The 13,673-nt window shown below is 40.8% G+C and carries 14 protein-coding genes; 11 read left to right on the top strand and 3 right to left on the bottom strand.

Annotation, left to right across the window (positions count from 1 at the left end; translation table 11 throughout):
- Window positions 1–23 precede the first annotated feature (23 nt).
- Window positions 24–308, bottom strand: a complete 285-nt coding sequence (locus tag ACYQ0N_RS11785) for a co-chaperone GroES (protein ID WP_177531733.1) — start codon at window positions 306–308, stop codon at window positions 24–26.
- 321 nt (window positions 309–629) lie between these two features.
- On the opposite strand from ACYQ0N_RS11785, the gene ACYQ0N_RS11780 reads away from it, so the two are divergent.
- The 8 genes from ACYQ0N_RS11780 (at window position 630) to ACYQ0N_RS11745 (ending at window position 8,676) form a co-directional block, all read left to right on the top strand.
- Window positions 630–1,334, top strand: a complete 705-nt coding sequence (locus ACYQ0N_RS11780) for a response regulator transcription factor (RefSeq protein ID WP_460162766.1) — start codon at window positions 630–632, stop codon at window positions 1,332–1,334.
- Window positions 1,335–1,402: 68 nt separating this feature from the next.
- The gene (locus ACYQ0N_RS11775; RefSeq protein WP_460162765.1) at window positions 1,403–2,779 is read left to right on the top strand and encodes a sensor histidine kinase; all 1,377 of its coding nucleotides are present in this window, start codon (window positions 1,403–1,405) and stop codon (window positions 2,777–2,779) included.
- A gap of 18 nt (window positions 2,780–2,797) precedes the next feature.
- The gene (locus tag ACYQ0N_RS11770; RefSeq protein ID WP_460162764.1) at window positions 2,798–4,135 is read left to right on the top strand and encodes a S1C family serine protease; all 1,338 of its coding nucleotides are present in this window, start codon (window positions 2,798–2,800) and stop codon (window positions 4,133–4,135) included.
- An 18-nt stretch (window positions 4,136–4,153) separates the two neighbouring features.
- Window positions 4,154–5,629: a glycoside hydrolase family 43 protein gene (locus tag ACYQ0N_RS11765; RefSeq protein WP_460162763.1), complete on the top strand. Its 1,476-nt coding sequence runs from the start codon at window positions 4,154–4,156 to the stop codon at window positions 5,627–5,629.
- 113 nt (window positions 5,630–5,742) lie between these two features.
- A complete protein-coding gene (locus ACYQ0N_RS11760) occupies window positions 5,743–6,465 on the top strand; it encodes a tRNA1(Val) (adenine(37)-N6)-methyltransferase (RefSeq protein WP_177531728.1) in 723 nt (240 codons plus the stop codon).
- 1 nt (window position 6,466) lies between these two features.
- The gene (gene rsmI, locus ACYQ0N_RS11755) at window positions 6,467–7,318 is read left to right on the top strand and encodes a 16S rRNA (cytidine(1402)-2'-O)-methyltransferase (protein ID WP_177531727.1); all 852 of its coding nucleotides are present in this window, start codon (window positions 6,467–6,469) and stop codon (window positions 7,316–7,318) included.
- Entirely contained in the window at window positions 7,315–8,145 is an 831-nt protein-coding gene (locus ACYQ0N_RS11750; RefSeq protein ID WP_177531726.1) for a pyridoxamine kinase, read from the top strand. Before rsmI ends, ACYQ0N_RS11750 begins: the two co-directional genes overlap by 4 nt.
- A 21-nt stretch (window positions 8,146–8,166) precedes the next feature.
- The gene (locus ACYQ0N_RS11745) at window positions 8,167–8,676 is read left to right on the top strand and encodes a TIGR04002 family protein (protein ID WP_177531725.1); all 510 of its coding nucleotides are present in this window, start codon (window positions 8,167–8,169) and stop codon (window positions 8,674–8,676) included.
- Window positions 8,677–8,710: 34 nt separating this feature from the next.
- Here the strand turns inward: ACYQ0N_RS11745 and ACYQ0N_RS11740 are convergent, their stop codons facing one another.
- Window positions 8,711–9,553 (bottom strand): AraC family transcriptional regulator, encoded by an 843-nt coding sequence (locus tag ACYQ0N_RS11740; protein ID WP_460162762.1) that lies wholly within the window; start codon window positions 9,551–9,553, stop codon window positions 8,711–8,713.
- Window positions 9,554–9,666: 113 nt separating this feature from the next.
- On the bottom strand, window positions 9,667–11,601 hold the full coding sequence (locus ACYQ0N_RS11735; protein WP_460162761.1) for an ABC-F family ATP-binding cassette domain-containing protein: 1,935 nt from the start codon (window positions 11,599–11,601) through the stop codon (window positions 9,667–9,669).
- Between the two features lie 282 nt (window positions 11,602–11,883).
- Between ACYQ0N_RS11735 and thiS the strand changes: the two genes are divergently transcribed.
- Genes thiS through ACYQ0N_RS11720 form a run of 3 tightly spaced genes read left to right on the top strand, consistent with a single transcriptional unit; the run spans window position 11,884 to window position 13,673 of the window.
- Entirely contained in the window at window positions 11,884–12,078 is a 195-nt protein-coding gene (gene thiS, locus ACYQ0N_RS11730) for a sulfur carrier protein ThiS (RefSeq protein WP_177531722.1), read from the top strand.
- 1 nt (window position 12,079) lies between these two features.
- A complete protein-coding gene (gene thiF / locus ACYQ0N_RS11725; RefSeq protein WP_460162760.1) occupies window positions 12,080–12,883 on the top strand; it encodes a sulfur carrier protein ThiS adenylyltransferase ThiF in 804 nt (267 codons plus the stop codon).
- A gap of 19 nt (window positions 12,884–12,902) precedes the next feature.
- Window positions 12,903–13,673: a thiazole synthase gene (locus ACYQ0N_RS11720; protein ID WP_460162759.1), complete on the top strand. Its 771-nt coding sequence runs from the start codon at window positions 12,903–12,905 to the stop codon at window positions 13,671–13,673.

Below are 13,673 nucleotides of genomic sequence, written 5' to 3'. Positions count from 1 at the left end.
TTTTATAATATGATTTATTCCGATTATTCAACTATTGCCAAAACTTCAGACTGACGGAGGATTGTATATTCAACATCGTCAACCTTGACTTCTGTTCCGGCATATTTGCTGAGCAGAACCTTGTCGCCTACTTTAAGATACATATCTATCTTTTCGCCGTCAACCATTCCGCCGGGACCAACGGCGACAACTTCTGCGATCTGCGGCTTTTCCTTTGAAGCCGAAGCAAGAATAAGACCGCTTTTTGTGGTTTCTTCCGCTTCTGTCATTTTAATGACAATTCTGTCTGCCAATGGCTTGATATTCATATTTATTCCTCCTGAAAAAAATTATTGATTTGGTTAGCACTCAAACTCCTTGAGTGCTAATTACTATTTTACCAACTTTTTATGAAAAATCAAGTATGTTTTGAATATAATTACAATTTTTGTATCTATGCACAAATATATGTCAGATTTAAAATCTAAACTGTGCAAAATTAATATTGGCGAAACAAATTTTTCTGAAAAAATTTCTTAAGGGTATTTACAAACTGTCGAATATTTGATATTATTAAATGTATATAGAATAAATTTTATTTTTTTTATTTTTCTGAGCGTTTTTTAGCTTAGATATGGGGGAGGTATGTTATGCCGCTTGAAAAGGTTTTAATAGTTGATGATGATAAGAACATATGCGATTTATTGAGAGTTTATCTTGAAAAGGAAGGCTACAGCACTATAATCTCAAACGAAGGCAACGAGGCGATGGTAAAATTCAATTCGCTAAATCCGGATATTGTTCTGCTTGATATAATGCTGCCGGGCATGGACGGATGGCAGATATGCAAGGAGATAAGAAAAGCGTCCGATACGCCTATAATTATGCTGACCGCAAAAAGTGAAATCTTCGATAAGGTTCTGGGGCTTGAGCTGGGCGCCGACGATTATATAGTCAAGCCGTTTGATACAAAAGAGGTTCTCGCAAGGATCAAGGCTGTTGCCAGACGTTCCGGGAAGCTTCCTAAGCCTGTTGAGATGCAGGAGGTTCATTATGATAAGCTTTCGATTAATCTGACGAGGTATGTGCTTAAGGCGGGCGGAAAGGTAATTGACGCTCCGCCTAAGGAAATCGAGCTTTTATTTTATCTTGCTTCCAATCCTAACAGAGTTTTTACAAGAGATCAGCTTCTTGACGAAATCTGGGGATTTGATTATTACGGAGATTCCAGAACTATTGACGTTCATATCAAGCGCTTGAGAGGAAAGCTTTGCGGAATTTCCAAGCAATGGGATCTTACGACTGTATGGGGAGTCGGATATAAATTTGAATTAAACGAAATTAAGGAATCGTAATGCTGAAAATTGATCGTTGCATGATTTACATTTTAATTGCCGGCTAATGCCGGCTGAACGGAGATAATATGACCAAAAATCTTCTTCGGCATTATTTTTTCATAATCGGCATAATATTTTTCTGTGTTCTTTTTACGGGTCTTGTTTTAATTTTTCAGAGCTATTTGTCGTTAAAGGACACCGTTTTGCACAATTCGGAAAATTCGGTGAAGCTTATACTTGATGATTTTGAAAATGAAGTAAACAAAAATAATGAATTAAACGGCAGTATGCTTGAAATTTATAGCAAGAATCTAAATATGGATATATATATTTATGATAAACATGGAGATTTAATTATTTCTAATTCTTGCAATAAAGAATATTATCAGCATTCTGACTGGAAATTCGGCGACGCTATCCAATACGATATAAACCCTGTTACAAATGTTTCATATATGGAAAAATTTGAGGTGGAATTTGAACCATTTGAGGTTTATGTAGCCTGCGTAATGCCATACGGTATAATATCAGAGCATACTGACAAAACTGTAAATATTCTATTGCTGTTATTATTGGTTCTTACGGCGGTATTTTCTGTTACTCTTTGTATTTATAATTACCATAAGTATAAATATGTGCTTCAGATAGAAAAGAACTGCGGCTCCGGTTATGTGGGAGAATATGCGGAAATAGCGCTTCCCAAAAAGGTGCTGCCGCAGTATGAGCCGCTTCTTAAGGCAATCAGGGCTCTTCAGGAAAGACTTAATTACAGCGATAAGCATATGGTTGAATTTGTTTCGAATATATCTCATGAGCTTAAAACGCCGCTTACTGTTATCAAGGGCTTTCTCGGAGCAGTGCTCGACGGAACGATAGACGCGGAACACAGATATAAATATCTTGTTAAGGTGCTTAATGAAACCAACAGAATGCAGCAGATTATTAAAAATATGCTGAATACGTCTAATATAGAAGCGGGAAAAATCACGCTTAAAATTGAACAATTCAACATAATAGAGGTTTTAGCGGAAATAATATTTATGTTTGAAAAAAGAATTGAAGAAAAGCATATTAATATTATAAGCATAAGCTATCCTGAAATACTGGTCAGCGGAGACAGGATACTTTTGCACCAGGTATTCTATAATTTATTTGAAAACGCCGTAAAATTTGTCGATTATAATGGTATGATTACCATCGCTATAGATTATTGCGACGGAAATATTCATTTTTTTATAAACAACAGCGGCAGCGGAATACCGAAAAAGGATCTCGCACATGTTTTTGACCGTTTTTTTAAATCAGATTATTCGAGAAGCGATAATCCCGACGGAGTAGGTTTAGGATTATCTATAGTAAGAAAATTTGTCAATCAGCATCACGGCAATATAACGATAAGCAGCGAAGAGGGAAGATTCACGGAATTTATGCTGACATTTCCGAGAGACTTTATCGCTGAATAAGGAGGTTTCTGTACCGATATGGATGAAAAGGAAGATTTATTCAGCAGTGAAAGCGGTGAAAAGGAAAGAGAGGAGATATCAGAGATTAAATATTCGGACAATTTTCAGAATGCCGAGATAACCGGAAATGAAAACGCCGGAAAACAGAAACGGTCAAACGTATTAATAGTTGTCCTGCTTTTACTTATTTTTGCGGTTATTTCTGCTCTGACAGTTTATTGTATTTATTCAGATGTCCGTCAGGGCAGCATAATCTATAACAAGGCTTATAATAATATTAATACCGATATCGAGCTTGAGACTCAGAATAAGCCCGAAGCCTCAAAGGACTCTGATTACCGTGATGAAAACGGAAAATATACTACCGAGGGGCTTGCGGAATTTATAAGGCCTCAGATAGTGGAGATTTATACTTACAGCAGCTCTAATCCTGATATTATGATAGGAAGCGGTTCAGGAATTATAATAACTCAAGACGGTTATATCGTTACAAATACTCATGTGCTTGAAGGCTCTCAGTATTCATTGCTTGATGAATCGGAGCTTGAGAAGCCGGACAGTTTTATTGTAAACACATATAATGATAAGCAGTTTGAAGCGGAAATAGTCGGCCGCGACGCTAAAACAGATATAGCGGTAATTAAGATAAAGGCTGATAATCTGCCTGCCGCCGAACTTGGCGATTCCGATGAAACGGTGCTTGGAGAGAGAGTTGCGGCAATCGGAAACCCTGCCGGGCTGACAGGTTCAATTACCGACGGTATAGTTTCCGGTCTTAACAGGAAAATCAAAGCGGATTCAACCGGATTTGAAATGGACTGTATACAGACTAACGCCGCAATAAGCCCAGGAAATTCCGGAGGCGCCTTGGTTAATATGTACGGTCAGGTCATAGGCATAACTTCTTCTAAATATGTAAGCTCAAGCTATGAAGGTCTCGGCTTTGCAATAACTATTAACGAGGCCAAGCCTGTTATAGAAGAGCTTATTTCTCAGGGTTATGTAAGCGGCAGAATAAAAATAGGAATAACATTCTATTCGATGGATAATGAATATACGCTTTCGGTTTTTAAGGAAAAATACGGCAGAAAGCTTCCTGAAAAGCTAAACGGATTGTGGGTGACCGATATCAGCGAGGATTGCGACGTGTCCAATACGGAGCTAAAGACAGATGATTTTATTCTATCAATTAACGGCGTAGAGGTTCATAATTACGACGAGCTAAGTCTTATCCTTGAAGGCAAGAAAGCCGGAGATGTTTTAAAAGCAAAATGCGCCAGAATAGACGATGAGCTCAAAATCACATATTTTGACATAGAATTCAAGATAATGGAAGATACTTCAGGAAATTATTAAATTGTACGGGGGACGTTTATGAGATATAAAAATCCGGTATTAAAGGGATTTTGTCCTGATCCCAGCGTATGCTATGCAAACGGAAGGTATTATATGGTATGCAGCAGCTTTCAGTATTTTCCGGGAGTGCCTCTTTTCGAAAGCAGCGATCTTGTGAACTGGAATCAGATCGGACATGTGCTTACCCGCAAAGATCAGGTTATGCTGGATAAAATAAACAGCAGCGGAGGCGTTTTCGCTCCGACTATAAGATTTGACGGCAAAAGATTCTATATGGTAACTACAAACGATACTACCCGCCAGAATTTTTATGTATATACGGAAGATATTTACGGAGAATGGTCCGATCCTGTTTTCGTCGATCAGGGAGGTATTGATCCGTCCTTGTATTTTGAGGACGGCAGGACGTATTTTATGAGCAACGGGACAGACAGTCTTGGCAGAAGCGGAGTTATTCAGTGCGAGATAAATATAACTGACGGAAAAAAGCTTACTGAAAGCAAATGCATTTGGCAAGGCTCCGGCGGAAGGTATCTTGAAAGTCCGCATATGTATAAAATAAACGACTATTATTATCTTATGGCGGCCGAGGGCGGAACTGAATACGGTCACATGATTACCTATGCGAGGGGACGGTCGGTCTGGGGAGATTTTGAAAATTATCCTCATAATCCTGTACTTACAAACAGAAATAAGGCTCCTTTTATAATTCAGGGAATTGGTCACGGAGATCTTGTTCAGGATAAACACGGAGATTGGCATATACTTAGTCTTGGTTTCAGACAATCAGGTATGTGGATGCCGTATCATCATCTGGGCAGGGAAGTATTTCTTACGCCGGTATGCTTTGACGGGCAGGGATGGTTTTCCGCCGGAGCGGACGGGACAACCGACGAAGGCTATGAGATATACGGTGAATTTGAGCAAAATGAAAAGAATCTTTATACCTTTGAAAATACGCAATGGAATATTGACTGGTGTTACCTGAGACATCCGAAGGACAGCAGCTATGAGCTTTATGATGATAAAGCTGTTTTGCACGGCTCTGATATCACATTGAGCGATATAGATTCTCCTACATTTATAGGACTTCGTCAGCGCGATTTCTGCGGAGAGATTTGCTGCAAAGTCAGAATTGATTCCGGTGAAGCGGGTATCGCCTTATATATGAACGAATTGGAGCATTACGATATTGCGTTAAGAAAAATCGGAGAAGATATTGAAATACTGCTCAGATTGAATATAGGCGGAATAAAGCATATACAGGAAACGGTTAGTCTGAATCAGACTGAAGCGGAGCTTATTATTCGAATGGATAATATGAATTACAGCTTTTTTGTCAAATACGATGGCGCTGATCGCTTTCTTGGAAGCGCTCAGACCAAATATTTATCCAGCGAGGTTTCCGGCGGATTTACCGGTGTCATAATCGGATTGTATGCGGCAGGCGGCAATACGGCTGTGTTTACGGATTTCAGGTGTGAATATAAATAACGAAAAGGACGCGTTTTCAGCGTCCTTTTTACGGGATTTTACATTAAATGTTGAAATCTGATCCGTTTTATGTTATATTAATAAAAGTATTTTTATAAAGGATTGTTTATTAGATGAAATTTGAAAAGCTGTCGGAAAAGCTAAGTATTTGTGTAAGCGAAGAGCATGGATTCGGTACGGACGCATTTCTTCTGACTCATTTTTGCGAATATAAAGCTAACGATACTGCCTGCGATCTTGGAACCGGGTGCGGCATAATTCCAATGATAATGCAGAGAGTAAAACCTCCTAAGGTAATCTTTGCGCTGGACATTCAGAAAAAAGCCGTTGAACAGTTAAAAATGAGCATTGAAAAAAGCGGCGTGGAAACAATAGTACCTGTTAACGCTGATTTAAAGGAGCTTTGGGAAGGAGCGCCTCTGGGAAAATGCAGCCTTGTGACATGTAATCCGCCGTATAAAGCGGCGGATTCAGGTATCGAAAGCGAGCTTGACGCTCATAGAATTGCCCGTCATGAGATTATGTGCAATATTTATGATGTTTGCCGTGCGGCGTCCAGGTTGCTTAAGTTCGGCGGACGTCTTTGTCTTTGCAACCGTCCCGAAAGACTTTGCGATGTGATAGACGCCATGAAAAAAAATGATATGGAGCCTAAAAGACTGCGGTTTGTGAGTAAAAACCCTCAAAGCGCGCCGTGGCTTTTTCTAATAGAGGGGAAAAAAGGCTCGAAACCGTATCTAAAAGTGCTTCCGCAGCTTTATGTATGGACTGAAAACGGATACACTGACGAGATGCAAAAAATTTATTCATTCGGACTTGAAGAGGGGGCTGAATAAAATGACCGGTACGCTTTACGTTGTGGGCACGCCGATTGGAAATATGGATGATATTACTTTAAGGCAGCTTAAAACCCTTGAAGATGTGGATTTTATAGCGGCTGAGGATACGAGAGTAACGCTTAAACTTCTCAACAGATACGATATAAAAAAGCAGCTTATAAGCTATCATGGACATAGTACCTTAAATTGCGCTGAGAATATTATATCACGGATTAAAGGCGGAGAAAACGCCGCTGTGGTTACAGACGCCGGTATGCCGTGTATTTCCGATCCCGGAGAGGAACTGGTAAGGCTTTGCGCTGAAAGTGGAATTAATGTTAAAGTGGTACCCGGACCGAGCGCAGTTGTTTCTGCTCTTGCGGTGTCCGGTCTGAATACTTCAAGATTTGCATTTGAAGGATTTCTATCGGTAAATAAAAAACAGCGCAGCGATCATCTTCTTAGTTTAAAGGACGAAACTCGCACGCTTATTTTTTATGAAGCTCCCCATAAGTTGATTAATACTTTGAATGACTTTTTAAAGTATTTTGGGGACCGAAGAATTTCGTTATGCCGTGAACTGACAAAGGTATATGAGGAAGTTTTGAGAATGACGGTCTCAGAGGCGATCTTATATTATGAAAATAATAACCCGAAGGGTGAATATGTGCTTGTATTGGAGGGGGCTGAACGCAGGGATATTTCTGACGGCTATACCTTGGAAACAGCGTCTGCTCTCGCCTCTGAATATGCCGACGACGGTATGAAGCTTTCGGAGGCATGCAGGAAGGCCGCCAAGGAAACGGGCTTTTCAAGAAGCGGCATTTATTCGTTTATTGTCAATCATCAGCCGGAGGAGAAAAAAATATGAGAATACCCAGAGCAGCTTGCATAAACGATATATCGGGATTCGGAAGGTGCTCTCTTACCACGGCTCTGGCGGTTCTGCCGGCTGCAGGAGTACAGGCCTGTCCTGTTCCGACGGCTGTATTGTCAAAGCATACCGGCTTTCCGTCATTTTATTTCAAGGATATGACGTCGTCTATGACGCCTTATCTTCGGGATTGGGATAAGCTTGAATTTGATGGGATATATAGCGGATTCTTAGGCTCGTCCGATCAGATAAGAATTGTTGAGGAATTTATTTTAAACCGAAAGAAAAAAAATCCGGATATAAATGTTATAATTGATCCGGTTATGGGGGACGGTGGCAGGCTGTATTCAACCTATACAAGTGAAATGCACCGCCGGATGAAGAAGCTTGCCGCCTGTGCAGACTTGATAACTCCTAATATTACGGAGGCATGCTTTCTCACAGGAGCCGAATATTCGGGAGAAGAAATTTCGGACAGCTTTGCAAAGGAGCTGGCGTATCGTCTTGAGGATATGGGCGTCGGCCGCATAGTTCTGACCGGAATTGCAAGAGCTGAAAATATCGTTAATATGACCTATGATTCAAACGAATTCTATTTTGATTATGTTCATAGGGAATCAAGGATATATTCCGGTACCGGAGATATTTTTGCGTCGGTGGTTACGGCTTTTTTGCTTAAAGGAAAACCTCTTGCCGAAGCAGTGCAAATTGCGGGGGATTTTATTTCCAAATCAATAGAGTATACGGTAACGGCAGGCGCTCCTTTACAGGAGGGCGTGGTTTTTGAACCTATTCTTCACTATTTAAGCAGTTATTTCAGATGATTTTTAGGAGAGCTTTTAAATATGAACAGCAAAAAATTAGGAAAATTAGTTTTTACCGGTTTATTTGCCGCTATGATATGTGTTACTACTGCTTTTATTCTACATATTCCGGCTGCTAACGGATATATCCACATAGGCGACAGTATAATTTATATAGCGGCCTGTATTCTTCCTTTGCCTTACGGTGTAGCGGCGGCGGGAATAGGCGGCGCTATGGCGGACCTGATTTCAGGTTATCCAATTTATATTATACCTACGCTTGTAATAAAATCGCTTAATGCTTTATGCTTTTATGTATTGGGTAAGCACGAAAAAATGCTTTGTTTTAAGACGGTAACAGCGTCTGCCGTATCATGCATAGTTACCGTTGTAGGGTATTATGCCGCAGCAGTTATATTATATGGAAATCCTGCCGCACAGTTTTTTAATACGGTACCGGCAAATATTATACAGGGGGCGGCGTCAGGCGCGCTGTTTTGCGCCGCTGCCTTTATGCTCGATAAAACTCCTATAAGACTTGGATTTAAGTAGATAAAAAAGGAATCGGTTTAACCGATTCCTTTTTTTATTTTATTTTTTCCACAGGCACCCAAATTTCGCTGTAAGTATCTTTAGGATTCTCACAGGGGGGAGTATACATTTCAATATTGTAATTTCCTGCAAGCTTATAATTTTTACAGTTTGGCAGCCATTCGTTCCAGATTTTTGTATTTACTTTCTGAAGCGCGTCAGGAAGCTCGCCTCTGCATGGAAATACCGCCCAAGTACCTTGCGGGATAGTTCTTGTTACATAACCGTCCGGTACTTCATTCCAAGGAATATAGTTATCGGCTATAAGATATTCGAAGCCTTCCTTGTCGCCGTCAAAGCAAATTCCGTACATTCCGCATACTATATTATTTTCGCCGCTTTTCATGTGTTCGTCCCAGTACTTAGGTATTTCTTTGTAGCAGTTTTCAAAACTGAACCTTTTGGCTTTACCCATAATTGTAAAAGCCGCCTTTTCAACAATTCTGTATTCTATCATAGAACCGCCCTCCAATGTTAATTTAATTCTTAAAGGAGCGAACGAGTTAAGTTTTGCTCCTTTTTCCTTTGCAGCCGAGGGGGATACGCCGTGAAACCTGACAAACGCTTTGGCAAAGCTGTCGGGAGAGTCATAGCCGTATTTTAAAGCGATGTCAATAACCTTAGAGTCCGTTGAGGAAAGCTCCTGAGCCGCTATGGTAAGCCGACGGTTTCTTATATATTCACCCACGGTAAAACCGCACAGAATATGGAAGATTCTTTGAAAGTGATATTCTGATACATACGCTTTTGCCGCTATATCGCTTATTGCTAATCTTTCAGTGATATTATCTTCAATATAGCTAATAGCGCTTTGGATTCCCTCTGACCAGCTTGTCATGTCAGCACCATCCTTATCCTTGACTGTGACTGTATTATAGCATTAAAAAAATGTTTTCTCCCGACTTTTTATGCTTTGAAGGGAGTGGTTTCTGAATTAAAGACCGATTAGTATCATTCGCTTAGCTCCACAATTTCATCGAACATTTCGTCAGCCTTTTTTTTCAGCTCGTCAATCATACTGCATTTGCTATTCATAAGCTCAAAGTCTGAATATACCTCCTCAAAGGTTATTTCAGCTTGCAAAGCGTCAAGCTCTTTTTGAATATTTTCTATGCTCTCTTCAAGCTCCTTTATTCTGTTTCTTTTCTTTGCCTCTATACTTCGCTGTTCCTTGGATTTATAAGCTTTGATATTTTTTTCAGCGGCAAGCTCTGCCGCTTTTCGTGATTTTTCTTCGTCCGATAGTTGCTGCTTAGCCAAACGGCGTTTATTTGATATATCAAGATAATAATCAAAACCTCCGTTAAATAATTCGGCGCCTCCGCTTTTTATTTCAAGGATTTTTCCGGCAATTTTATTTAAAAGGTATCTGTCATGCGATACGAAGATGACTGTTCCGTCAAATTCGTCAAGGGCATGTTCAATCGCTTCCTTGGCGTCAAGATCAAGATGATTGGTCGGCTCGTCGAGAATTAAAACGTTTCCTTTTTCAAGCGTCATCAAAGCAAAGCATACCTTGGCTCTCTCGCCTCCGCTGATAACTCCGGTTTCCTTGAATACGTTTTCTCCCGTTATACCTACCCTTCCCAGCAAGGAACGTATATCAAGGTCTGTAAGTATGGGATAGTGTCTGTGAAGCTCGTCCATGACCGTATTATAAGGATCAAGATTGGCGCTTTCCTGTTCAAAATATGAAATTCTGACGTTTGACGCCCATCTTATTCTGCCGGAATAGGGAAGCATGCCCTGTATTATCTTCAGAAATGTAGATTTACCTATTCCATTATCGCCGATTATTCCCAGCTTTTCTCCCCGCTTGATCTCAAAGCTGATATGCTCGGCCAGAGTCTTTTTATCAGCTCCGTTACCGACAGTAATATCTACGTCTTTTACGCTTAGAATATCAAAAGGAGGAGTAACGGCATATTCAAAGCGTATTTTTGCGTTGTTTGCGGCAAAAATAGGTTTTTCTATAAGCTCCATACGTTCAAGCGCTTTTTCTCTGCTTTTAGCGCTGTTGGCCGTAGAAGCCCTGACTTTGTTTTTTGCTATGAAGTCCTCCATTTTGGCTATTTCCTTCTGCTGAGCTTCATATTCCTTCATTTGTCTGGCGACGTTTTCCTTCTTCTGACGGGTAAAGGCTGTATAATTTCCCTTATAACGAGTAAGAATACCCGTTTCTATTTCGCAAACAGACGTTACAATTCTGTCGAGAAAATATCTGTCATGTGAAACTATGAGCAAGGCTCCTTTGTAATCCTTCAGATAGTCCTCAAGCCATAGGATAGTCTTGAAATCAAGATGGTTAGTCGGCTCGTCCAAAATAAGAAGATTCGGTTCTTCGAGAAGAAGCTTGGCTATTGCAAGACGAGTTTTTTCTCCGCCGCTGAAACTGCTTATTTCACGGTTGTAATCGCTTTCTGAAAATCCCATTCCGTTGAGAACGGTTTTGATTTTAACCTCTGAGGTATAACCGTCGTTAGCCTCATAATATGCCGCAAGCTTTGAATACTCCTCTGAAACGTCCTCGGAAATAAACTCATCGTTTTTCATTTGAAGCTCAAGCTGCTTCATGCGCTCAAGCACGGAGTCCAGATGGCTGAATACGTCTTTCATTTCCTCTATGACGGCGCTTTTCCCGTCAAGACCTGACATCTGCTCCAGATAACCTATAGAGGTCTTGGAAGCCATGGATACGATACCGTCCTTTTCGGTAGACCTGTCGGGTAATTCTTTACCGGTCAGAATACGCAGCAGTGTTGTCTTTCCACAGCCGTTTATACCTATGAGTCCGATTCTGTCTCTTTCGTCAATACAGAGATTTATGTTTTTAAGTATCTGTTTTCCGTTATAGAATTTATTTATATTTATTAAGTTTACAAGCATTTTCAAGATCTCCGTTCATATAACAATCGTCTAAATTATATCATAACACGGAGGTAAATGCAATAATTTATATTTTTTTACTTGTGGATGTGAGTTGAATCAAATATACTGTGCCGGAATTTTCATTTCCTGAATTAAACAGTTGACAAACATAAAATAATGTAGTATAATAACATCGTAAATTTTATAGAATTTATCTTCGGAACGAAAGGGGTGCACCACCGCGGGTGCAGCCCTTTTTTTGCATTTTTTCAGAAAAAAGTTATTAAAAGGAGGAAAAAAATGAAGATAAACGGAAAGGAAACATCGATTGAAAAGCCTGTGGCATTGGACCTTTTGATGGAGGAAAGAGGTTTTGATATAAAAAAAATAGCCGTTATGAAAAACGGAAATATAGTGCCTAAGGCAGAATACGGCAATACGATAATATGCGATGAAGACAGTCTTGAGGTTGTAAGCTTTGTCGGAGGCGGCTGATATGAGGATTATTTTAAACGGAAGGCCGGAATACACGGATTTAAAAACCCTGTTTGAGCTGAGGGACGTAAGATTTTCACCTGACTGCATTGCTATTTTAAACGGATTTCAGACAAATGACGATATGGTTCTTCATGACGGCGATACGATCGGTATAATAAAAAAAGGCGTTATGCCGCCGCATGAAGAGCTTGAAAGCATGATGGCGGCAAGGCATACACCGGAGGTTCATGAAAGAGTAAAGAAAGCAAGGGTTGCGGTATGCGGACTCGGAGGACTCGGCTCTAATATAGCGGTAATGCTTGCAAGGACGGGCGTCGGATTTTTAAGGCTTATTGATTTTGACGTGGTTGAGCCAAGTAACCTAAACAGGCAAAATTATTATGTAAGGCATCTGGGAATGTTCAAAACGGACGCTCTTTGTGAGCAGATTAGAGAAATAAACCCGTTTATTCAGGCCGAGGGCGTAAATGCAAGAATAACTCGTGAAAATTTGGCGGAGCTATTAAACGACTGCGATTATATATGCGAAGCCTTTGATAATCCTGAGGCAAAAGCTATGCTTGCAGAAACAGTTCTGACTGAATTGCCTGACAAAAAGCTTGTCTGCGGATCAGGAATGGCTGGATTTGAAAGCTCAAATAGAATTGAAACCGTTAAGGCATTGCGGAATCTTTATATATGCGGGGACAGCGAAAGCGAGGCTCGGCCCGGTAACGGACTTATGGCTCCGAGGGTATCGGTCTGCGCGGGACATCAGGCAAATATGATATTAAGGCTCATTATGGGAATTGAAGAGCCGTGAAATATAAGGAGAAATTGATATGAATAATGATAAGCTTATTATAGGCGGACATGAATTTAATTCGCGTTTTATTCTTGGTTCGGGCAAGTTTTCTATGGATATGACTAAGTCGGTTATTGAAAGTGCCGGAGTTGAAATGGCGACTATTGCGGTTAGGCGCGCTGACGCGGGAAGCAGCGACAGTATTGTTGATTATATCCCCGAGAGTATAACCCTGCTTCCCAATACCAGCGGAGCCAGAACAGCTGAGGAAGCGCTTAAGATAGCGCGTCTTGCCAGGGAACTGGGCTGCGGCGATTTTGTAAAGGTTGAGGTAATAAGGGATACGAAATATCTTCTGCCGGATAACTTTGAAACTGTCAGGGCTACTGAAATGCTGGCAAAGGAAGGATTTATCGTTATGCCCTATATGTACCCTGATCTTAACGCGGCAAGAGCCCTGGCGGAAGCCGGAGCTGCCGCCGTAATGCCGCTTGCTTCTCCGATAGGAAGCAATAAGGGACTTGCGACCAAAGACTTTATAAAAATACTGATAAATGAAATAAATCTTCCGATTATAGTTGACGCGGGAATCGGCAGACCTTCTCAGGCATGCGAAGCAATGGAAATGGGCTGTGCCGCTGTTATGGCGAATACTGCAATAGCGACGGCCGGAAACGTAGCTCTGATGGCGTCTGCGTTTAAAGCCGCTATAGAGGCAGGAAGGGCCGCATACCTTGCGGGACCGGGACGGGTACTGGATAATAAAGCCGAGGCGTCAAGTCCGCTGACCGGTTTTCTGGAGGATTGA

The sequence above is a fragment of the Ruminococcus sporogenes genome (assembly GCF_054655175.1).
This window is presented reverse-complemented; position numbering and strand designations above follow the sequence as displayed.